The organism is Caballeronia sp. RCC_10 (assembly GCF_041360715.1).
In the GTDB taxonomy this organism is placed as follows: domain Bacteria; phylum Pseudomonadota; class Gammaproteobacteria; order Burkholderiales; family Burkholderiaceae; genus Caballeronia; species Caballeronia grimmiae.
Map to the genome: position 1 here is coordinate 22441 of NZ_JBFUPT010000019.1, position 22278 is coordinate 44718.

The following is a 22278-nucleotide window of genomic DNA, read 5'->3' on the forward strand; positions in this document are numbered from 1 at the left end:
GATGCGCTCGCGTTACTGGCCATTGCCGACGACGAAAGTCGTCGACGCGCCCGTGGTCTTGTCGGTCGTCGTGACTTGCAGATTGCCGCCCGTCACCGAGGTGATCGCGATCGAAAAGTTGCCCGTGTTGATCGTGCCCGGATGCAGCGTGCCGTCCGCCCCGACGATGGAACTCGAGATCGACGACGCCACGCGCGAGAGGATCGCTTGCTGCAACTGCGTGTTGAACTGGTCGAGCGTGGACTGGCTGCCCGTGCCGAGATCCGACAGCGACGGGTCCTTGTACTTGTTCTGCGCATTCGCTTCATTGAGCAGGTTCGGCCCGTTGAGCGGATTGCCGCCGAAGTTGGGATTCACCGGCTCGTAGACGAGCGCGGTTGCATGTGCATCGGTAAGCGGCATGAAGAGCGTCGACGTGAGCGCGCAGGCGATCACCGCGCTGCGGACAAGCGCATTCGTTTTCATCGTGTTCCCCGTAGTTTTGGCCGTGCTGCTTCTTATTAGAGTTCGTCCGTCGCCATGTCGGCGTCGCGGAAGAGCAGGCGCGTCAGGTCCGCCTGCATGACGTTCTGGAAGGCGACTTGCGCCGCGTTCTCCGCAACGGGCCGCACGTTCGCGCGGGCGATCGGCAGGAACGCCTGAAACACGCGGCGCTGACCGAACTCCACCCAGACGAGACTGCCGTAACGCGCCGAAGGACGCTCGTGCACCGACACGATGTATCGGTCGGAAAGCGGAATCGCGGTCCAGGCCTGTGCAAACCAGCTATAGAAGTCCTGGCCGGCTAGCGTGACCGTGTCCGTCGTGACCACGCCGCCGAGCGCGTCGTCGAGCGGCTTCTGGCCGTTGATGTCGGCGGTACGGGCGCGCGGCGTGCCAGCGAGCGTTTCGCTCTTTTCCAGCGATTCCGATGCGTTGACCGTGCCGCGCGACGACAGCGGCGCACCGTTCGCTGCGGGCAACGGCGCGGTGCGCGCGACCGGGCTCGGCGTCGGCGTAGTCGGCAGCGAGATCAGCGGTTGCGCCTGACTGCCGGCATCCGCATGAGATGCCGACGGTGCTTCGGCGTCCTGAGCGTATGCGCCGGATACGAAAGCCGGTATTGCGATGATGCACACTGCGATCGCGCACCTTCTCGGGCGCATTGCTTTCACTCGCTGCATGACTTCCCCGTATGCCCTTGGCCGCTATGGTGCTGCCTTCGGGCGTTCTGTGTTTTGCTTTATTCGTTAGACGGATTGGATTGTGCTGAAGATTGAACCGTCTCTATGTTGGAAGCGCCACATTCGACTGACGAAAAGCAGAGAGAAGCGAAATGTGGCTGCATGCGCATCGAAAGGAAACGTTTGCGGCGGCCGGGCGCCGCTCGAATGAGGGTTTGCACCGATCGGTTAAAATTGCGTCGCCTTTGCTTTTCCCTTGCGCACCGGCCGCTTCACCGAACTCACCCCTATGAAAACTCACACGCTGCGCGAGGAATGGTTCTCGAATATGCGCGGCGACGTGCTCGCTGGCATCGTCGTCGCGCTCGCGCTGATTCCCGAAGCGCTGGCTTTCTCGATCATCGCGGGGGTCGACCCGAAAGTCGGGCGGTATGCCGCGTCGGTCATTGCAATCGTGTCCGCCTTTGCAGGCGGGCGGCCCGGCATGATCTCGGCGGCGACGGGCGCGGTCGCGCTGCTGCTGTCATCGCTCGTGAAGGCGCACGGCGTTGAATACGTGCTGGCAGCGGGCATTCTTGCGGGCGTCCTGCAGATCGGCGCGGGCGTGCTGAAGCTTGGCGCGCTGATGCGCTTCGTGTCGCGCTCGGTCATTACCGGCTTCGTCAACGCGCTTGCCATCCTGATCTTTCTCGCGCAATTGCCGCAATTGCAGGACGCGCCGTGGTACGTCTATGCGATGGTCGCCGGCGGCCTCGCCATCATCTACCTGCTGCCGCGCGTGACGACGGCGATACCGTCGCCGCTCGTATGCATCATCGTATTGACCGCGATTGCGATGGCCCTGCATCTGCAATTGCGCACCGTAGGCGACATGGGCGCGTTCCCGGACCGCTTGCCGTTCTTCGCGCTGCCGCAGGTGCCGTTCTCGTTCGACACGCTGCGCATCGTCTTCCCGTACTCGGTGGCGATCGCGCTGGTGGGCCTGCTCGAATCGCTGATGACGGCCGCCATCGTCGACGACTACACCGATACGCCCAGCGACAAGAATCGCGAATGCCGCGGCCAGGGCTGCGCGAACATCGCCGCGGGCTTTCTCGGCGGCATGCCCGGCTGCGCGATGATCGGCCAGACGGTCATCAACATGAAATCGGGTGGACGCGGGCGCTTGTCGACCTTCATCGCGGGCGCGCTGCTGCTCGTGCTCGTCGTGTTCCTCGGGCCGTGGGTCAGGCAGATTCCGATGGCCGCGCTCGTCGCGGTGATGATCATGGTGTCGATCAGCACGTTCAGCTGGCGCTCTATTGCGAACCTGCGCACGCATCCGAAAAGTTCGTCAGCGGTGATGCTCGCGACGGTCGTCGTGGTGGTCGCGACAGGCAATCTCGCCATGGGCGTGTTCGTCGGCGTGCTGTTGAGCGCGCTCTTCTTCACGTCGAAGGTGCGGCAGGTGCTGGTCGTCGAATCGACGCTGGATCGGGCGGCAAGCGAACGCCGCTACGTGGTGCGCGGGCAGGTGTTCTTCGCCTCGTCGGAAGCGTTCGTTGGCGAGTTCGATTTCAGGGAGCCGGTGCGCTCGGTGCGGCTCGATCTGTCGCACGCACACTTCTGGGACATTACGGCGATCGATGCGCTCGATCGCATCGTTCACAAGTTCCGGCGCAACGGCATAGCGGTGGATATCGCGGGATTGAATCGCGCCAGTGCGACGATGATCGAGAAATACGCCACGCACGACAAGGCGACGGGCACGCATTACGAGCCGTCGCACTGAGCGATCACGCTGAACTTTCAGCGCACGCAACGTCGTCCATCAACGCATCGAGCGCCACGGGCCGCGCGCGCAGGAAGCCCTGCATCTTGTCGCAACGCGCGTCTTTCAGGTGCTCGAGTTGCTCCGGCGTCTCGACGCCTTCGGCCACGACAGTCACGCCGAGCTTGTGCGCGAGACCGATCACGCCTTCGACGACCGTTCGCATCATCGGGTCGGTGGCGATGTTGTCGACGAACGACTTGTCGAGCTTCAGCACATCCGGCCGGAAACGCGCGAGATAACTGAGGCTCGAATAGCCCGTGCCGAAATCGTCGATGGCGATACGCACGCCCATCTCGCGTATTCTCGCGAGCACGTCCTGTGCATCGTCGACGTTATCGATTAATGCGGATTCCGTAATTTCCAGCGTGATGCGGTCCGCGTCGACGCCGCTTCGCTTCATTGCGTGCATCAGCACCGACACGAGACGCGGATCGCGAAACTGCTTCGGCGACACGTTCACGGCGACCGAACGCACATCGGGCGCCGCTGCGGCGAGGCGTGCGGCCGCCTGCACGGCTTCGCGAATGATCCAGTGTCCCGCTTCGACGATCAATCCGCTCTCCTCCAGCACCGGCACGAACTCTCCCGGCGCTATCAGCCCAAGCTGTGGATGGTTCCAGCGCAACAGCGCCTCCACACCGGCGAGCGCGCCCGTATCCACGCGATACTGCGGCTGATAGTGCAGCAGGAACTGATTGGCGCGTATGGCGTCATGCAGTTCGGATTCAAGGTGCGCGCGCGCGAGATCGCCCTTCTCGCTTTCGCCGAACACGCGAAACGCATTGCGGCCCGCGCGCTTCGCGGCGTACATCGCCATATCCGCGCTGATGAACAGATCCTCGGGCGTGCCGCCATGATCCGGATAGAGCGCCACGCCGGTCGAGCATGTCATCGTAACCGTGCGGCAACCCAGCTTGATCGGCCGGTGACAGGCGAGCGCAAGCCGCCTGCATGCGCGCTCGATGCGCTGCTGATCGAAGCGGCCAGGCAGGATCACGGTGAACTCGTCGCCACCAGGACGCGCCGCGACCGCGCCTTCCGGCATCGCATCGGCGATGCGTCGCGCGATCGCCTTGAGCACGGCGTCGCCCGCATCGTGGCCGGCGGTATCGTTGATGGATTTGAAGCGGTCGATATCGATGAACAGATACGCGAACGGCTCGCCGGATGCGCAGCGCTCGACCAGCGCATCGGTCATCGCGTTGCGATTGCGCAGGCCCGTGAGGCTGTCGGTATTCGCGAGCCGATGCAGCTCCTGAAGACGCATGCGCTCCTCGGTGGCATCGACGCATACGCTCACGACACGCGACACCGCGCCGTCTTCGTTCACCGGATAGATGTCCGCGCGCACCCAGCGCGTGCGCTCGCCGGACAGACAAAGACGGAAATAGCTTTGCGAAGGCGCGCCCGTGTTCACCGCTTCGCGCATCTTGTTTCGCAGGCTGGGCAGATCGTCTGCGTGCACACGCTGCATCCAGGCGGTCTTGTCGGTTTCGAGCGCGGCCACCGGCATTTCCCACATGCGTTCGAACGCGGAACTGACATGCAGCAGTTCGCGGAAGTCGTGTGTCGTGGTCCAGAACACGGCGTCGACATGATCTTCCATGTCTTTCTGCACGCGCGCATTGCCGCGCAGTTCTTCGATGAGCGCGACTTCCGCCGTGATGTCGCGCGACTTGCACAGCACCGACACCACGCGGCCCGCTTCGCCGTGCACGGGCGCGAAGCTCGACGTCCACCATTTGAGCGCGCCGGTCATCGTGCGGCACGAGCCGGAGAACGACGTCGATGCGCCCGCCTTCGCACGTTCGAACGCATCGCGCGCATCAGGGCCGTCCCACAAGGCTATCCAGTCGACGCCGACGACTTCGTCCGCGCAATCCGCATCGATCAGCTTGCGGCCGACATCGGAAATGCATACGACGCGGCCTTCGAGATCGAGCAGCTTCAGACAGTCTTCCGCGATGGAAAGCAGTCCGTTGGAAAGCTGTCGCGCGACGAATATCTGCCGCCGCCACTGCAACATCAGACGAATGACGGTCAACGCACCGACCGCGGCCGCGCCGAGCAGCACGTTCCACGGCAGCGGCAGGAACGGCGTCATCGCCACGACGAGCGCGACGCCGAGCATCGCCAGCGCGAACGCATCGAAGCGACGCATGCACTCGACATAGGGAAATCGCCGGGCGACGGTTTCATCGATCGTCCCGAGAAAATCGCTCGCTCTTTCCTGCACCGCTTTGTTCCTTTCCGACGTGACCGTACGTGATGCGCCTGGCTCCTTAACGGCGCAAATCGGAAAGTCTTGAGTCGGCGAGCGTGCTCATGCCTTCGGCTTGCGCACCGCCCGCACCTTGCCTGTGCGGCCACCGCCGCAAAAGAACCGGTCCGCACCGTCCGATTCGAGGCCCGATACCGTGACGCCCTCCGGCATTTCAAGCCGCTCGATGACATCGCCGGTTTGCGCATCGATGCGCCTCAGCTCGCTCTCGTCGCCTTCCCACGTGGCGTGCCAGAGTTCGCCGTCCACCCACGACACGCCCGTGACGAAGCGGTTCGATTCGATCGTGCGCAATATCTCGTCGTTCTCAGGGTCGATCTGGTGAATGCGGCGCTCGCGATACTGCCCGACCCACAGCGCGCCCTCGCCCCACGCGAGACCCGAGTCCGCGCCGCCACCGGGCGCCGGAATCGTCGCGATCACGCGGCCCGTGCGTGGATCGATCTTCTGGATGCGGTCCTCCGCGATCTGGTACAGATGCTCGCCGTCGAACGCGGTGCCCGCATGCGCCGGCACGTCGATTTTGCGTTGCAATTCGCCGCTTTCCGGATCGAGCGCGTTGAGCGTGTCGCCGGCGGCGAACCACACCGCGTGTCCGTCGTAGGTCAGGCCGTGCACCGCCTCGACATCCGGAAAAGGTCCATATTCACGGATGATTTCTGCTTTCGCATGTTTCATGTGTCTGTCCTCGCTCGTTGCATCGGGTCGATGCATGAGTCGATCCTAGCCGCTCGCGAGATCGGCGGGGAGTAACAAGGCCGTCGCGAATCCCGGCATCGGCGGCGTCATCCAGCGGCGCGCGCGTCCGCGCCCGAACGATTGCACCTTCCCCGCCGACGCCAGGCCATCGAGCGCACGCTGCACCGTGCGCTGGCTTGCGTTGAGCGCGAGCGCAAGCGCGGAGCTGGACCACGACTGACCATCGGCGAGACAGGCCAGGAGCGATGCGTGATCGTCGTCGACCGGGCGCGCTAGCACCGCAACGGTATGTGCATTCCGTGGCGCGAGCGTGTAGCCATCGCGTGTGGCATGCACATCGGCGAGCGGGCGCAACATCGCGCGCAGACGGCCCATCTCGACGCGCAGCCGCGCACGATGCGTCTCGTCCGCACGCCGGATGCGAAACGCGCGCGCGATGAGGACGTCGCGCGGCGTGTCGGACGGCCATGCTTCCGCAAGCATGCGCGCCAGCATGAAGAGCACGGGACGCCTCGTCAGCGAGACGAGCGTATGAGCATCGCGAACGACGTTGCGGCAGGCATCGATCACGAGCGCATCGGAGGCGAACAACGTTTCGACTTCATCGAGCGCGAGAAGCCGTGCCGAACCCTGCTCGATGATGCGCGCGGCGGGCGCGTCGAGGCTCTGCCGCGCGGTTTCGACTTCCGCGATGAGCGCGGGAATGCCGGCAGCGCGTGCGGCATCGCTTGCACGGGCAAGCGCGATGCGCGCGGCTTTCGTCCGCACGCGGCGCATGGCGATGCCCGCCGCCATCAGTTCATGCGCAGCGAGTGATGCAGGCGGCAGCGTCGCTGAATCAATCGCGCCGAGCATGCGCTCCGCTTCATCGATGCGTCCGATGAGCAACGCGCGCCGCACTTCGAGCGTGCGCGCATGGGCCGCGTTGAGGTGATCGCCGTGAGCGTCGAGGGTCGCGCGTGCATGATCGAGCGCCTTCGCGGGCCACGCAAGCTCGCGCGATGCGAGCGCGATCTCCGCTTCCGCGACGATGCATCGCGCACGCGCGACCGCTTCCTTCGCGCCAAAGGCACGCGCCGCGCTTTTGACGAGCGCCTTCGCGCGGGCGAAATCGCCGAGCTGCGCCATCGCGATGCCGCGCAACGCGAGCGCAGGCGCATCGCTGCGCCACGCGACGCGATTCAGCGCGCCGAGCGGATCACCGGCCGCGAGCGCGCGCGCCGCCGCGGTAATCAACGAGTCCATGCGAATCGCGCCACGCTTGTCACTCCCCCGCTCCGGATGCCCCGCAGTAATCTAACACCATGCATTGCGACGATCTTTCAACCGGCGCACAAGGAGGCGGGAAACATGACGACGCACACTACCGGAACACGCGACGACTGGCTTGCCGCGCGGCTCGATCTGCTGAAGGCGGAGAAAGAACTCACGCGGCGAAGCGATGAACTCGCGCAGCAACGGCAACGCTTGCCGTGGGTTCGTGTGGACACGCGATATCGCTTCGACACCGAAGCAGGCGATGCGACGCTCGCCGATCTCTTCGGCGGCCGTTCGCAACTGCTGGTGTATCACTTCATGTTCGGGCCTGACTGGAGTGCGGGATGCCCGTCGTGCTCGTCGATCGCGGACAGCTTCGATGGCTTCGCGACTCACCTCGCGCATCACGATGTCGCGCTGTGGGCGGTATCGCGTGCGCCGATCGACAAACTTGCGGCCTATAAGCGGCGCATGGAATGGACGTTCCCGTGGGCATCCGCGCATGACGGCGAGTTCAACTACGACTTCAACGTATCGTTCACGGAAGCGCAGCAGCGCACCGGCGATATCGAATACAACTACGCACGCGGCGAACACGCGATGGACATGAAGGACGCGCCGGAGCCCGTCAAGGCATTCGCCGCCGACTGCGGCACCGATGCGCCGAGCTTCACGCGGGATCGTCCCGGCATGAGCGCGTTCGCGTTCGAAGACGGCGTCATCTATCACACGTACTCCGCTTATGCGCGCGGCCTCGACGCGCTTTGGGGCATGTATCAATCGCTCGATCGCGCGCCGAAGGGCCGCAATGAAACCGGCAACTGGTGGAAGCGCCATGACGAATACCCGAAATGACGATCGATCGTGCGCTTCTTGAAATAAGTGTTTTCCTCGACTAAAGAGCGTGGCGCGGTCGTCGTTATCTATGGAATCCGATGGATTTTCTCGGCCCACGCCCGGCGCAGCATCGCAGCCGGCGCGGGAACGACGCGATGCAGCCACTGTGGGGAAGACATGTTTTCGACTATCAAGGGCCGGCTGGCGTTGGCCATGTCGCTGCTGAGCGCGCTTCTGATTGCGATTGGTATCGTCGGGCTGATCGGTATGACGCGCTCCAATGCGCTGACGCACGAACTCTTCACCAATCAGATGCCGGGCGCGGTTTCGTTGGGCAACGCGGAAATGTTCGTGGCGCGCGAGCGTCTGTGCTTCGACCGCGCCGCGCTTAACGTCGGCACGAGCGCAGCGGAAGACGCCATTGCACGCGGCTCGCTGATGCGCAAGACCTCCGACGATGCCTGGACGAGCTACGCCGCGGTGCCGCAGGAAGCGGATGAGAAAGCGCTCGCTGACCAGTTCAACGCTCAGCGCAACAATATGTACAAGCTCCTGGATCAGGGATACGCGGACGTCCGCGCGAAGGATCAGGCAAAGATCGTCGCGGATGCGAGCGCCATGCAGGCCGCGTTTAACGAACTGGCGAAGACGGGCGCTACGCTGCGCAAGCTGCAATTCGAACAGGCGCAGAGCGCCTTCGCCGCGGGACAGGCGCAGTACGACACGTTCCGCATCGCGAGCATCGCTGCAATGTTGATTGGCGTCGCGGCGGCCGTCTATTCGTGGGTCTCGCTCAGTCGACGGATCGCACGTCCGCTCGATGCGGCGCTCACGCAGTTCACCGCGATCGCATCGGGCGACTTGCGCCGCCATGTGAACGTGACCTCGAACGACGAAATGGGCCAATTGCTGCGCGGCCTTTCGACGATGCAGTCGAGCCTCATCGAAACCGTTCGTTCGGTTCGTTCGGGAAGCGAATCGATTGCATCGGCGACGAAGCAGATCGCGGCGGGCAACATCGATCTGTCATCGCGTACTGAAGAACAGGCATCGGCGCTGCAGCAAACGGCGTCGAGCATGGATCAGCTCACGGGCACCGTGAAGCAGAACGCCGACAACGCACGGCAGGCAAGCGCGCTCGCGGCGAACGCATCGGAGATTGCGGGCAAGGGCAGCCATGTCGTGTCGCAAGTGGTGACGACGATGGGGGAGATCAACCAAAGCTCGGCGAAGATCGCGGACATCATCACGATCATCGAAGGCATCGCGTTTCAGACCAACATTCTCGCGCTGAATGCCGCGGTCGAAGCAGCGCGTGCCGGCGAAGAAGGACGCGGCTTCGCAGTCGTCGCGGGCGAAGTGCGCTCGCTTGCGCAACGCTCGTCGGCGGCGGCGAAGGAAATCAAGGAACTGATCGATACATCGGTGGAACGCGTGCAGTCGGGCAGCGCGCTCGTCGATGAAGCGGGCCGCACGATGACCGAAATCAGCGGCGCGGTGCAGCGTGTGACGGACATCATGGGCGAGATCGCGGCGGCATCGGAAGAACAGAGCAGCGGCATCGACCAGGTTGCGCGCGCCGTCACGCAGATGGATGAAGTCACGCAGCAGAACGCGGCGCTGGTTGAAGAAGCGGCGGCGGCGGCGCAATCGCTGGAAGATCAGGCGGCGGCGTTGCGCACGGCAGTGGAGACGTTCAGGTTGCAGGAAGCCTGACTCTTTAGCGGACCGCTTCCATGCCGTAACGATGCTTCGCGGAATCCGCATCGGCATGGCGCATGAACTCGAGCAAGGAACGCGCGGCCTCCCCGGCTCGCGCGTTCTCGCATAACGCGCCTTCAAAGACCGTCATGGTCTGGATCGCATCGGGCAATGAACCGATCACGGCGACGCCATCGACGCCGATCAGTTCACTCGTTTGCTGAAAGCCCAGCTCGACCTCGCCACGCGCGATCAACGCACCGACGCCGACACCCGGCGGCGCCTGCACGATACGCGGTTGAATCGTCTCTGCAATGCCCCATCGTTCGAAGAGCCGCATCAGATGCGCGCCGCTGGGGCCGGTCGAATAGCCGATGCTGCGTGCGCTCAGCACCGCGTTGCGCACGGCAGCTTCGCTGTTAATCGACGGACGCGCCGCCCCCGCCGCAACAGCCACTGCAATGCCCGATCGCGCGATGCCGACACGGCTCGCCGCATCGACGCGTCCCGCTGCGACGAGACGGCTGATCGCGTTGGCCGCCAGCACGACGACATCGAAGGCCTCTCCCTCCTCCACACGACGCGCCGCTTCCACGCCCCCGACCGATTCGACCGTGACAGGCTGTCCGAAGCTGCGCGTGTACGCATCGGCGAGATCGTTGAGGATCCGGCGCGTGGCCATCGACGATATGACCGTGATGCACATCTGTGTCTCGTTCATCGCACGCGCCTGCTTCAGTCGATGTAACGCAGGCCCGCGCGTTCCAGCGGCTCACGCATGCTGTACATGTCGAGGCCGAGCACGCCGCTTGCGAGCTTCGCGCGCTTCTCCTCCTCGAGCGCCTCGCGCGCCACGGCTTCTTGCAGCACGTTTTGCGCCGATGCGGACGGCACCACGACGACGCCGTCATCGTCCGCGACGATGACATCGCCAGGCGTGACCAGCGCACCCGCGCAGACCACCGGAATGTTGACCGAGCCGAGCGTCGCCTTTACCGTGCCCTTCGAGGAGATCGCCCGGCTCCACACCGGGAAGCTCATCTCCGTGAGCACGCGCACGTCGCGCACGCCGCCGTCGATGATCAGCGCCCTTGCTCCGCGCGCCTTGAAGCTCGTCGCCAGCAGGTCGCCGAAGAAGCCATCGGTGTTGTCGGTCGTGCACGCGGCCACGACGATATCGCCCGGCTGAATCTGTTCAGCGGCAACGTGCAGCATCCAGTTGTCGCCCGGTTGCAGCAGGACCGTCACCGCTGTGCCGCTGGCTTGCGCGCCCGTATAGATGGGCCGCATGTACGTCTTCATCAGGCCGACGCGGCCCATCGCTTCGTGTACCGTCGCCGAGCCGAGCGTGCCGAGCTTCGTTGCCGCGTCGCCATCGGCGCGATTGATGTTGCGATACACCACTCCAAGTTCGTACATGTTCATCGTCCCTTTGCCTTGAGCGCCGCATCGAGCCGCGGATACACACGGCGCGCGTTGCCTTCGTAAATCTTGTGGCGTGCTTCGGGCTGCATCTCAGCAGCTTCGATATAACGCCTCGTATCGTCGAAATAGTGGCCCGTTTCCGGATCGATGCCGCGCACCGCTCCAATCATCTCGCTTGCAAACAGGATGTTGTCGACGGGGATCACGCGCGTGAGCAGATCGATGCCCGGCTGATGATAGACACACGTATCGAAGAACACGTTATTGAGCAAATGATCTTTCAGCAGGGGCTTTTTCAACTCTTGCGCGAGGCCGCGGAAACGTCCCCAGTGATACGGCACCGCGCCGCCGCCATGAGGAATCACGAAGCGCAGCGTTGGAAAATCGCGGAACACGTCCGACGTCAGGCACTGCATGAACGCGGTCGTGTCGGCATTCAGGTAATGCGCGCCCGTCGTATGAAAACAAGCATTGCAACTGGTGCTGACGTGGACCATCGCGGGGATGTCGTACTCGACCATCTTCTCGTAGATCGGGTACCAATAGCGGTCCGACAGCGGCGGGCTCGTCCAGTGCCCGCCCGACGGGTCCGGGTTCAGGTTGATCGCGACATTGCCGTATTGCTCCACGCACTTCACGAGTTCGGGAATGCACATGGCCACGTCGACGCCCGGGCTTTGCGGCAGCATCGCCGCCGCAACGAAGTGGTCGGGAAACAACTGGCTCACGCGATAGCATAGCTCGTTGCAGATCGCGGCCCACGTGCTCGACACGTCGAAGTCGCCGATGTGATGCGCCATGAAGCTCGCACGCGGGCTGAAGATGGTCAGATCGAGGCCGCGCTCGCGCATCAGCCGCAACTGATTGCTTTCGATGGACTCTCGCAGTTCGTCGTCGCTGATATTCAGCTCCGATACGCGCGGCATCTCCGACGGGTTCCTGATGCCGGCGATCTGCCGGTTGCGCCACGCCTCCAGCGCCTTGGGCGCGGTCGTGTAATGGCCGTGTATGTCGATGATCATCCTGACTCCGTACTAATGTGCAGCGGTCGTTTGGGGCGCGGGTTCTTCCGCGCGGCCCCGCTGCGCAACGAGAATGGCGATCGCGGCGAGCGTCGCGGGAACGGCGAGCATCGCGAGAATTGCGCCGAACTGCCAGCCGAGACCGAGCAGCGCGCCGCCGAAGGCCGAACCGAAGATGCTGCCGAAGCGGCCCATGCCGAGCATCCAGCTCACGCCGGTTGCACGCGCGACCGTCGGATAGCGGCTCGGTGCAAATGCGTTCAGCCCCGTCTGCGCGCCGCTCATGCAGAATCCAGCGGCAAAGACGAGCACCGCGAGCGACGACGACAACGCGCCGATCCACGCGAGCCCCAGCACGCACACCGCTCCGCCGAGATATGCCGCGCTGATGACCGGCGCGGGACGCACGCGGTCCATGATCCAGCCGACGATGATCGCGCCGATGGTGCCGCCGATCTGGAACATTGCCGTGATGTTGGCCGCCGCCGTCACCGTCAGGCCCGCGTCCTTCATCAACGTCGGCAGCCAGCCGGTCAGCAGATAGATCACGAGCAGGCCCATGAAATAGGTGACCCACAACGCGGCCGTGAGCACGCCATAGCCGTGCGAGAACAGCACGCCGATAGGCTTCTTCGTCGGCAGCGGCGGCTCGTTCGAGACGAAGGTCTCGTCGCCGTTGAAGCGTGCGCCGCATACACGGCCGAGCACCTTCCCGATTCGCTCCTGTGTCGCGCCGCGCACCGCAAGCAGCCGGGCGGATTCGGGCAGCAGCCAGATTTGCAGCGGGATCAGCGCGAGCGGCAATGCGCCGCCGAAGATCAGCACCGACCGCCAGCCATGCACCGGAATCAGCCATCCCGCGACGAAGCCGATCAACGCGGAGCCGAGGTTGAAGCCCGTGAACATGATCGTGATCAGCAGCGCGCGCTTGCGTTGCGGCGCGTATTCGGAAAGCAGCGTCGTCGTGTTCGGCATGGCCGCGCCGAGGCCGATGCCGGTCAGCACACGCAATATCGCCATGCTCATCGGCGACGTGGTGAACGCGGTGGCGATGGTGAACACGCCGAACAGGAATACCGATGCGATCAACACGCCCTTGCGGCCGATTCGATCCGATGCCGGCCCCGCCGTCAGCGCCCCGATCACGAGACCGATAGGCGCCGCGCTCATCACGAGGCCGAACGCGGGCCGCGAGATATGCCAGTCCGCGATGATCGACGGCGCGACGAAGCCCATGATGGCCACATCCATGCCGTCCGCGGTGACGACGAGAAAGCACAGCGCCACCAGCAGCCACTGGTAAGCGGAAATCGGCCGCTCGTCGATGAAGCTCTTGATGTCGATGGTTCTACCGCTAGTCATGTGTGTCTCCGTCCCTGTAGGTGTTATTTATTGCTTGCCCTTCTCCGCCTTGTCCCAGTCAAGCTTGTCCGCGCTTTTGCCCGCGACCGAATACAGCGCGCCGGGTGCGTTGCGGGTCCGCTGGAATTCTTCGAGCGATTCGCCGCGCATTGCGGCGTAGATGTGCAGGTTCGATACGCCCGTCACCGCGCCGAGCTTTTCGAGCATGAAAAAGATCACGCCGTAATGCAGCATCGCGCGCCAGTCGCGCCGGCGGATCATGTCGCGCTCTTCGTCGCTCAGGCCCGCCGCCTCGAAACTTGCTTCGGGATCCTGCTTAAACGCTTCGCGATGCGCGGGCTCGATCATGCGATGCAGGTAGTCGTTGATGCGATACGCACGCACCGCCATCTCGATGCTGAACGGATACGTGCCGTCGAGCTTCTCGACATCGGTCAGTTGTTCCGCCATGCGCTGGCGATGCCGCTCGATGATCGCGCGCTTCGTCTCGCTGTCCTCGCCTTCGTAGATGGCGGTCGCGATCCCGGCCATCGAAGGCAGGTAGTAGCTGCGATGCTTGCACACGACATTCGACGACAACGCGCCGCGCATCGTCAGCCACATGATCACTTCCGCGCCTTCGTAGCCGCCTAGCGCCGCATACTCGGCCAGCGTCATGTCCGCGAGTTGTTCGGGATCGCGCTCGAAGAGATCGAGAAAACGCGCGTCCCATTCGGTGTTGTTGAAACCGGCGCGCTCGCCGTGCACCTGATGCGAGAGGCCGCCTGTCGCAAGAATGGCGACCTTGATGTCCTCCGGATAGCTTTCGATCGCGCGGCGCAGCGCCTTTCCGAGCTTGTAGAAGCGTCGCGCGCTCGGCACCGGAAGTTGCAGCACGCCCATTTGCAGCGGCACGATCCTGACGGGCCACTCGGGCTTGTGCGGGCACAGCATCGACAGCGGCGAGAAGCAGCCGTGATCGAGCGGCTTGTTCTGGAAGAACGACATGTCGAACTCGTCGGTCATCAGCGAATTGCCGATGTGCGCGGCGAGCGCGGGATGCCCTTTGATCGGCGGAAGATCGCGCGCGCCGCCGCCTTCGTCGGCCACGCGCCACTCGGGACCGACGCCGAGTGAAAACGCCGAGTAGTGATCGAAGAAGAACGACGTGACGTGATCGTTGTAGATGGTCACGATGACGTCGGGGCGATTTGCTTCGATCCAGTCCGCGAGCGGCGCGAAGTTCTTGAAGATCGGCGCCCACACGGGATCGTCGCGTTTGTTCTTGTCGAACGCGAAACCAATGGTGGGCGTATGCGAGGCGGCAATGCCACCGATGATGCGGGCCATATCAGGTGCTCCGTGAGGTCCGGGCGATGAGGCGCTCGTCGACCGCACGCGGCCCGGTTCGTTGCGAAAACTGAAAGCGACGATAAGGGGAGCACCGAAGGCGCGGTACTGCGCGTAAACCATGAGGCGGCGTATGAACGGATACGCCCGGAGTGATCGCACGCTGACCTGTGGCGGCTTTGCGGGCGCGGCCTGCGCATCGGCGGCGAAGATTGCCGATAAACAAAACAGATGGGCGGACAAAAAGGACGCAAGGGCGGCGGCCGTACATGCATCGAAGCGCGGGGAGGCGTATCGTTCCGCTAGCCTCACGAAAACGACAACCGGATCATTTCCCGATATGAACACTTCCCGCCGCAGTTTCATGGTGATGACAATAGGCGCGGGCACGTCGCTGTGGCTCGCCCGGGCGCACGCGGATGCGCCGCATCTGGACGAAGCCGATCCGGCGGCGATGGCCGTCGGCTACAAGGAAGATGCCGCGAAGGTCGACAAGGTGAAGTATCCGAACTTCGCGGCGGATCAAAACTGCGCGAATTGCTCGCTCTATCAGGGCAAATCCACCGATGCCTGGGGCGGATGCACCTTGTTCGGGGATAAGCAGGTGGCCGCGCGGGGCTGGTGCGCGTCGTACACGAATATGTGAAGCCGCCGGGCCACTCTCGGTCTTACCGCACGGAATACCCGACGAACCGCCACCGCCTGTCCGGATGAAGCATGGAGGTCACGCTTTCGCGCGACGACTGCCGCGCCTGGTCGAACTGGGTTATCGAAGGCCAGCTCATGAACGACCCGGCGGGCATGTTGCCCGTGCCGTCGAACTGAAGATGCCTGACCCACAACGGCATGCGCATGCCCGGCGTGCCGAGCGCCGCCCGGTCGCGCGTGACCTTGTTCGCGAAGTCCTCGCGGGAGATGATCTTCTTCGCAACAGCGGACGAGCCGTCCCACACTCCCCCGCCTTGTTCTGATCGATCATTCTCACGATCGCAGTAGCCGCTTCCGCGATATGCTGATCCAGCTTGTCGAGGCTCGCCTGCTGTTCGCGCGTAAGCGACGGCGCCCGATTTTGCTGCGGTGCTGGTTGCGTCTTCTGCGCATGGGCAGTAATGGCTGGCGCCATGAGTAGAGCCGTCAGTGAAATCCCGCTCAACCGCAGTTTTGTATTCGTTTTCATGATGCCGATATGACGTGTTTCCGGCATCGCCGAATGTAGGCCCCACTTTTACGAGACAGTCAGAAATACTGAGTTTCGGGATCCAGATGTCCTTCACGATTGCACTCGAGGAACACAGCTATGCGACTCGTCGACTGGAACATGCAATGGGGACGCGGCGTGGATGGCCGCGTCGATCTGACACGCATCGTCAGCGAAGCGAAGGCGTTCGGCGACTTCGACGTGCTCTGCCTGCAGGAAGTCACACGCGGCTTCCATGAGGGCGAAGAAGCCGGCGGGCTGGCAGGCCGCCCGAGCGCCGATCAGTTCGCGGAACTGGCGCAACTGATGCCCGGCGCGACCGTCATCGACGGGATAGGCTCGGATCTGCCGCCGCTTGGCGCAGGCATCGCGCGGCGGCAGTTCGGCAACGCGATCGTCAGCCGTCTGCCGGTGCGCCAGATATTGCGTCATTCGCTTCCATGGCCCGCCGATCCCCCGAAGCCGTCGATGCTGCGGATCGCGCTCGAAGCGGTCATCGAAACGGACGTCGGCCCGGTGCGCATCATCAGCACGCATCTTGAGTTCTATTCGGAAGCGCAGCGTCTTGCGCAAGCCGCGCGGCTGCGCGAGCTGCATCGAGAGGCGTGCGAGCATGCGCGCCGGCCGTCGAAGCCGGAGAAGCAGGCGAGCCCGTTCGGGGATACCGCTCGCCCGATGTCGGCGATCATCTGCGGCGACTTCAACAGCGCGTTCGAAGGCTCGGCGTATCGCGCGATGCTGGAACCTATCGCCGATGCGCCCGCCTTCGTCGATGCCTGGACCTGCGCGCATCCCGACGAGCCGCGCGCCGCGACCGTCGGCCTCTATGATCACGAGCAGTGGCAGGATGGTCCGTTCGCGTGCGACTTCGTCTTCGTCACCGAGGATCTCAAGTCACGTATCGCCAGATGCGACGTCGATCAGAAAAGCCAGTCGTCGGATCATCAGCCGATGTGCCTGGAGCTGCGTTAGCGCGGCAGGCTTGCACTAGCGCCTCTCTTTCAATTCGCTGATACGTGTGCCTCACCCGCCCGCTCGCGAAGCGAGACATCACGTCGACCACGCTTAAGCCCCGATTAAGAAAAGACTCGTAGTCTCGAAGCTGACCGACGCACCCTCCTTCCGGCCGCGCAAGCGGCCATTTTTTTGAGCGAACGCAATGCGAATGCTCTTGCGCCTCGTGCTGGTCCTGCTCGCGCTCGCCGTCTTTACGGCTATCGGCGTCGGCATTCTCTCGCTGGTTGCGCGCGCGTTGATGGCGCTCTGACACTCAAGCGCCGAGAAAGCGCACCACGTTGTCCAACGGCTCGCGCTCGCTCGCGAGACGGTTCTCCGGCTGCGACCAGTCCGCGTATCCGAGGCTCATGCCGCACACCACCGTCTCGGTTTCGGGCAGCTTCAACTGCTCCGCGATGATCCGGTGATAGCGATTGAACGCCGCCTGCGGACACGTATCGAGTCCAAAGGAACGCGCCATCAGCATGACGTTCTGAATGAACATGCCGTAGTCGAGCCACGAGCCGCGCTCCATCGTGCGATCGGTGGTGAAGATGATGCCCACGGGCGCGCCGAAGAACTCGAAATTGCGGCCCATCTGCGCATGCATGCCGCGCTTGTCGTCGCGCGTGATGCCAAGCAGCGTATAAAGCCCGACGCCGAGCGCGCGTCTTCTCTCGATGTAAGGCGACGTCCACGTGCGCGGGTAATACGCGAATTCCTCCTCGTGAACGCGGTCCGCGTCGGGATCGTTGAAGACGGCGAGAATTGCACGCGACAGCGCTTCCTTTGCATCGCCCGTCAGCACGTAGACCTTCCACGGCTGGATGTTACTGCCCGAAGGCGCGCGGCACGCATTCCCCAGAATGGCTTCGAGCGTCGCGCGGTCGACCGGATCGGCGAGAAAGGCACGAGTCGAACGGCGTGAAACGATGGCATCGGCGACAGAAAGGGTTGCGTTCATCGTCAGCATGCAGAAATAGGCAAGGCGTCAACGCTACCATGCAGGCACGCTCCGTGCGGTCTCCGTTGCGTTCTGTGAAAGATCGGCGGCGTCTGCCTATACTGGCTGAGTGTCATCCGGCAACGCTTCGTCCGCCGGTTCCCGCGCATGCTTTCTCTTTCTTTCACCGGAAGCGGCTGCGCACGCTTTGTCGCTCCACAGCTTCAGCGCATCTTCGCCTCTCTATGCCCCGCCGCATGCGCACGCTCTTTCGCTGCGCGATGCGCCATTCAAGGAGATTGCCCGATGCAACACCCCGTCCCCCAATCGAACCCCGCGCGCGCCGATATACCGACAAACACCCGGCTCGCCGCACAAACGCACGCAGCGAACGGCAACGGACACGCCGCCGCCGAAGTGCTCGCGCCGCCCGCTGCCCGGACGAGCGATTCCAACGCCGACATCACGCTGACCATCAACGGCCAACGTCATACGCTCTCGCTCGATCCGCGCACGACGCTGCTCGATGCACTGCGCGAGCACGTTCATCTCACCGGCACGAAGAAAGGCTGCGATCACGGGCAATGCGGCGCGTGCACCGTCCATGTGAACGGACGGCGCGTCAACGCATGCCTGTGCCTGGCCGCCGCGCACGATGGCGACGACATCACGACGATCGAAGGCATCGGCGAACCGGACGCGCTGCATCCGCTGCAGGCGGCATTCGTCGAGTGCGATGGTTTCCAGTGCGGCTACTGCACCGCCGGGCAACTGATGTCCGCGGTCGCGCTGCTCGACGAACCCATCGGCGCGAGCGACGACGACGTGCGCGAAGCGATGAGCGGCAATCTGTGCCGCTGCGGCGCGTATCAGAACATCGTCACGGCGATTCAGTCCGTGCGCGGCAAGCAAGACTGACCGGAGCGCGACATGGACATGTTTCAGCTATCCCGCGCACGCGATCTGTCCGATGCGATCAAGGCGGGCGCTTCCGCGCATACCGCCCAGCAAGGCGCCGAAGTGCGCTTCCTCGCGGGCGGCACGACGCTCGTCGATCTGATGAAGCTCAACGTCGAACGGCCCGTGCGAGTCGTCGATATCAGGCGCCTGCCGCTCGATGCGATCGAAGCGACGGACGACGGCGGCGTGCGCATCGGCGCGACATCGCGCAACTCGGATGTCGCGCATCACGCGCTGATACGCGAGCGTTACCCGGTGCTGTCGCAGGCGCTGCTGTCGGGCGCGTCCGTGCAGTTGCGCAACATGGCGACGACCGGCGGCAATCTGCTTCAGCGCACGCGCTGCGTCTATTTCCGCGATACCGCATCGGCGTGCAACAAGCGCGAGCCCGGCACGGGCTGTTCGGCCATTGGCGGCGCGAACCGCATGATGGCGATTCTCGGCACGAGCGAATCGTGCATCGCGAGCAATCCGTCGGACATGAACGTCGCGCTCGCGGCGCTCGAAGCGACCATTCACGTCGAAGGCACGAGCGGCAAGCGCGCCATCGCCTTCGACGACTTCTATCTGTTGCCTGGTACGACGCCCGATCGCGAGCACGTGCTCGAAGCCGGCGATCTCATCACGCATGTGACGCTGCCGCCGCCCGTCGAGGGCGCGCGCTCGGTGTATCTCAAGTTGCGCGACCGCGCTTCGTACGAGTTCGCGCTTGCTTCAGCGGCGATCGTCGCCGGCGTGAAAGATGGACGCATCGAGCATGTGCGTGTCGGACTTGGCGGTGTCGCGACGAAGCCTTGGCGATCGCGCGAAGCCGAGAACGAACTGCTGAACGCCGCGCCCGACGAAGCCGCCTTCCGGCGCGCCGCCGACGCCGCCCTTGCCGATGCGAAGCCGCAAAGCGAGAACGGCTTCAAGGTGGAACTGGCGAGGCGCTGCATCGTGCATGCGCTGAAGCTCGCGACGCAGGCATCCTGAACCCGACGACCGGAGAACGCATCCATGTCCACCGCGCCCGACGTATCACCGTCCGTCAACGGATTCATCGGACGGCCGCACTCGCGCATCGACGGACCGCTGAAAGTCAGCGGCCGCGCAACCTACACATCCGATGTCGACTTGCCCGGCATGCTGTACGCGGTGCCGGTGTGCAGCACCATCGCGAGCGGCAAGGTCACGTCGCTCGAATTCGCCGCCGCGCAGGCGATGCCGGGCGTCAAGCTCGTTCTGCATCGCGGCAACATCGGCCGGCTGTATCGCATACCCGCCAATTCGTTCGTGGACGGCTACGTCGACGAACAGCGTCCGCCTTTCGAGGACGACGTGATCCGCTACTACGGCCAGTACGTCGCGTGCGTGATCGCGGAGACGTTCGAGGCCGCGAGCGCCGCGGCGGCGGCAATCAAGGTCGGCTATGAAGTCGCGCCGCACGATGTCAGCGCGACGCTCACCGCCGACAGCGAACCCGAGGTCCAGAGCGAACGCGGCGATCCCGATGGCGCATTCGACAGCGCGCCCGTCAAGATCGACGAGACCTACGTGACGCCGACGGAAACGCACAATCCGATCGAACTCCACGCGACGGTCGCGCACTGGGACGGCGACAGCTACACGTTCTACGAGACGAGCCAGGCGGTGGCGAACCATCGCGGCACGCTCGTGCAGATGCTCGGCGTGCCGAAAGAGAAAGTGCGCGTGATTTCGCGTTATCTCGGCTCGGGCTTCGGCGGCAAGCTGTGGATGTGGCCGCATTCGCTGCTTGCGGCCGCCGCGACGCGTCAGACCGGACGGCCGGTGAAACTCGTGCTGAGCCGCAAGATGATGTTCCAGAACGTGGGGCATCGTCCGGTGACGCAGCAACGCATGCGGCTCGCCGCGACGCAGGATGGCAGGCTCGTTTCGCTGCGGCACGACTTCCTGAATCACGCCGCGCTGGCGGACGAATACACGGAAGATTGCGGCGAAGCCACGCCGCAGATGTACAGCACGGCGAATCTGCGCGTGACGGGCGGCTCGGTGAAGCGCAATGTCGGCTCGCCGACGTCGATGCGCGGGCCGGGCGCGGTGCCGGGGCTTTACGCGCTGGAATCGGCGATGAACGAGCTTGCGCTCGCGCTGCGGATCGATCCGGTCGAACTGCGGCTCGCCAACGAACCGAGCAAGGACGAGAGCAGCGGCTTGCCGTTTTCGTCGCGGCATCTGGTCGAGTGCCTGAAGTTGGGCGCGGAGAAGTTCGGCTGGTCGCGGCGCACGCCTGAAGTCGGCTCGATGACGCGCGATAGCCTCACGCTCGGCTGGGGCGTCGCCGCGTGCAGCTGGCCGGGCTTGCGCTTCTCGGCGGAGGCGAGCGTCGATCTGCGTGCGGACGGCACGGCGCGCGTCGTGTGCGGCACGCAGGATATCGGCACGGGCACGTACACGATCCTCGCGCAGCTCGTCGCGGAGCAGACCGGCATTACGCTCGACAAGATCGAAGTCGCCCTCGGCGATACCGCGTTGCCGGTCGGACCGATATCGGGCGGCTCGGCGGCGACGGCATCGGTGATTCCGGCTGTATCGGATGCGACGCGGGCTGCTGTCGACATCGTGCTGTCGCGGGCGAGCGCGGCGGAAGGATCGCCGTTCGCGGGCGTGAAGGCGGAGGAACTAACGTTGAGCGGCGGGCGGGTGCATCGCAAGGGCGAGGCTGCGGAGAACGGCGTGCCGTACACGCGGATTCTCGAAGCGGCGAGGATGCACGCGGCATCGGGCAGCGCGAGCGCGAAGGGCGGCTTCGACGATCCGCTCAAGAAGGACTGGTCCATTCACTCCTACGGCGCGCATTTCGCGGAAGTCACGTGGGAACCGGCGACGGCGCGTCTGCGCGTGAGCCGCGTCGTCACGGTCATCGACGGCGGCAAGATTCTGAATCCGCGTGCGGCGCGCAATCAGATCGAAGGCGCGGTGGTGATGGGCGTCGGCATGGCGCTGTTCGAGCACACTTCCTACGATGAGCGCAGCGGCGCGCCGGTGAACAGCAGTCTCGCGGACTACGTGATCGCGACGAACGCGGATACGCCGAAACTCGATGTGACGTTTCTCGATCATCCGGATACGGTGTTCAACGAACTGGGCGCGCGGGGCATCGCGGAGATCGGGCTGGCGGGGATTGCGGCTGCGATTACCGATGCGGTGTATCACGCGACCGGGGTCAGGGTCCGGAAGTTGCCGGTGATGATCGAGGATTTGCTGGGGGGCTGAACGTCCGTTCTGGTCCGGTCTTTCCGCGCGGAAAGGCCGGGTTTCGTCCTGCGTC

General features: G+C 64.2%; 20 protein-coding genes. 8 read left to right on the forward strand and 12 right to left on the reverse strand.

Features of this window, described 5'->3' with window-relative positions; all coding sequences use genetic code 11:
- Positions 1–12: 12 nt before the first annotated feature.
- Together AB6804_RS24820 and AB6804_RS24825 are read right to left on the reverse strand one after the other, a co-directional pair.
- Positions 13–465: a curli assembly protein CsgF gene (locus AB6804_RS24820; protein ID WP_035960125.1), complete on the reverse strand. Its 453-nt coding sequence runs from the start codon at positions 463–465 to the stop codon at positions 13–15.
- 35 nt (positions 466–500) lie between these two features.
- Positions 501–1118, reverse strand: a complete 618-nt coding sequence (locus AB6804_RS24825) for a CsgE family curli-type amyloid fiber assembly protein (RefSeq protein ID WP_370888702.1) — start codon at positions 1116–1118, stop codon at positions 501–503.
- Between the two features lie 334 nt (positions 1119–1452).
- Between AB6804_RS24825 and AB6804_RS24830 the strand changes: the two genes are divergently transcribed.
- Entirely contained in the window at positions 1453–2934 is a 1482-nt protein-coding gene (locus AB6804_RS24830) for a SulP family inorganic anion transporter (RefSeq protein WP_370888703.1), read from the forward strand.
- A gap of 4 nt (positions 2935–2938) precedes the next feature.
- Here AB6804_RS24830 and AB6804_RS24835 read toward each other — a convergent pair whose 3' ends face one another.
- The 3 genes from AB6804_RS24835 to AB6804_RS24845 all read right to left on the reverse strand — a co-directional run bounded on the left by AB6804_RS24835 (position 2939) and on the right by AB6804_RS24845 (position 7201).
- Positions 2939–5212, reverse strand: a complete 2274-nt coding sequence (locus AB6804_RS24835; protein ID WP_370888704.1) for a putative bifunctional diguanylate cyclase/phosphodiesterase — start codon at positions 5210–5212, stop codon at positions 2939–2941.
- Between the two features lie 87 nt (positions 5213–5299).
- Positions 5300–5935: a DUF5074 domain-containing protein gene (locus AB6804_RS24840; protein WP_370888705.1), complete on the reverse strand. Its 636-nt coding sequence runs from the start codon at positions 5933–5935 to the stop codon at positions 5300–5302.
- Positions 5936–5980: 45 nt separating this feature from the next.
- Positions 5981–7201 carry a helix-turn-helix domain-containing protein gene (locus AB6804_RS24845; RefSeq protein WP_370888706.1) on the reverse strand — a complete coding sequence of 407 codons (1221 nt, stop codon included), beginning with the start codon at positions 7199–7201 and terminating at the stop codon, positions 5981–5983.
- Between the two features lie 105 nt (positions 7202–7306).
- On the opposite strand from AB6804_RS24845, the gene AB6804_RS24850 reads away from it, so the two are divergent.
- Both AB6804_RS24850 and AB6804_RS24855 read left to right on the forward strand, forming a co-directional pair.
- Positions 7307–8068, forward strand: coding sequence for a DUF899 domain-containing protein (locus AB6804_RS24850; protein ID WP_370888707.1), 762 nt, complete (start codon positions 7307–7309; stop codon positions 8066–8068).
- A 159-nt stretch (positions 8069–8227) separates the two neighbouring features.
- A complete protein-coding gene (locus tag AB6804_RS24855) occupies positions 8228–9766 on the forward strand; it encodes a methyl-accepting chemotaxis protein (protein ID WP_370888708.1) in 1539 nt (512 codons plus the stop codon).
- Between the two features lie 4 nt (positions 9767–9770).
- Here AB6804_RS24855 and AB6804_RS24860 read toward each other — a convergent pair whose 3' ends face one another.
- The 5 genes from AB6804_RS24860 to AB6804_RS24880 are packed head-to-tail and all read right to left on the reverse strand — an operon-like array spanning position 9771 to position 14889.
- Positions 9771–10472 carry a substrate-binding domain-containing protein gene (locus AB6804_RS24860; RefSeq protein WP_370888709.1) on the reverse strand — a complete coding sequence of 234 codons (702 nt, stop codon included), beginning with the start codon at positions 10470–10472 and terminating at the stop codon, positions 9771–9773.
- 14 nt (positions 10473–10486) lie between these two features.
- Complete coding sequence (gene ligK, locus AB6804_RS24865) at positions 10487–11170, reverse strand: 4-carboxy-4-hydroxy-2-oxoadipate aldolase/oxaloacetate decarboxylase (protein ID WP_370888710.1); 684 nt, start codon at positions 11168–11170, stop codon at positions 10487–10489.
- A gap of 2 nt (positions 11171–11172) precedes the next feature.
- Complete coding sequence (locus tag AB6804_RS24870; RefSeq protein ID WP_370888711.1) at positions 11173–12198, reverse strand: amidohydrolase family protein; 1026 nt, start codon at positions 12196–12198, stop codon at positions 11173–11175.
- Between the two features lie 12 nt (positions 12199–12210).
- Positions 12211–13560 carry an MFS transporter gene (locus tag AB6804_RS24875; protein WP_370888712.1) on the reverse strand — a complete coding sequence of 450 codons (1350 nt, stop codon included), beginning with the start codon at positions 13558–13560 and terminating at the stop codon, positions 12211–12213.
- 27 nt (positions 13561–13587) lie between these two features.
- Positions 13588–14889, reverse strand: coding sequence for a gallate dioxygenase (locus AB6804_RS24880; protein WP_370888713.1), 1302 nt, complete (start codon positions 14887–14889; stop codon positions 13588–13590).
- 340 nt (positions 14890–15229) lie between these two features.
- Between AB6804_RS24880 and AB6804_RS24885 the strand changes: the two genes are divergently transcribed.
- The gene (locus AB6804_RS24885; RefSeq protein ID WP_370888714.1) at positions 15230–15535 is read left to right on the forward strand and encodes a high-potential iron-sulfur protein; all 306 of its coding nucleotides are present in this window, start codon (positions 15230–15232) and stop codon (positions 15533–15535) included.
- 22 nt (positions 15536–15557) lie between these two features.
- Here the strand turns inward: AB6804_RS24885 and AB6804_RS24890 are convergent, their stop codons facing one another.
- Positions 15558–16163: a DUF4019 domain-containing protein gene (locus tag AB6804_RS24890; protein WP_370888715.1), complete on the reverse strand. Its 606-nt coding sequence runs from the start codon at positions 16161–16163 to the stop codon at positions 15558–15560.
- A 23-nt stretch (positions 16164–16186) separates the two neighbouring features.
- Here AB6804_RS24890 and AB6804_RS24895 point away from each other — a divergent pair, with 23 nt between their 5' ends.
- Positions 16187–17059: an endonuclease/exonuclease/phosphatase family protein gene (locus AB6804_RS24895; RefSeq protein WP_370888716.1), complete on the forward strand. Its 873-nt coding sequence runs from the start codon at positions 16187–16189 to the stop codon at positions 17057–17059.
- 298 nt (positions 17060–17357) lie between these two features.
- On the opposite strand, the gene AB6804_RS24900 is transcribed toward AB6804_RS24895, so the two are convergent.
- The gene (locus AB6804_RS24900) at positions 17358–18056 is read right to left on the reverse strand and encodes a nitroreductase (protein WP_370888717.1); all 699 of its coding nucleotides are present in this window, start codon (positions 18054–18056) and stop codon (positions 17358–17360) included.
- A gap of 276 nt (positions 18057–18332) precedes the next feature.
- On the opposite strand from AB6804_RS24900, the gene AB6804_RS24905 reads away from it, so the two are divergent.
- From AB6804_RS24905 to AB6804_RS24915, 3 genes are read left to right on the forward strand one after another with little or no spacing between them, the layout of a single operon-like run.
- Positions 18333–18944 (forward strand): (2Fe-2S)-binding protein, encoded by a 612-nt coding sequence (locus AB6804_RS24905; RefSeq protein ID WP_370888718.1) that lies wholly within the window; start codon positions 18333–18335, stop codon positions 18942–18944.
- A 12-nt stretch (positions 18945–18956) separates the two neighbouring features.
- On the forward strand, positions 18957–19961 hold the full coding sequence (locus AB6804_RS24910; RefSeq protein WP_370888719.1) for a xanthine dehydrogenase family protein subunit M: 1005 nt from the start codon (positions 18957–18959) through the stop codon (positions 19959–19961).
- 24 nt (positions 19962–19985) lie between these two features.
- A complete protein-coding gene (locus AB6804_RS24915; protein WP_370888720.1) occupies positions 19986–22223 on the forward strand; it encodes a xanthine dehydrogenase family protein molybdopterin-binding subunit in 2238 nt (745 codons plus the stop codon).
- Positions 22224–22278 lie beyond the last annotated feature (55 nt).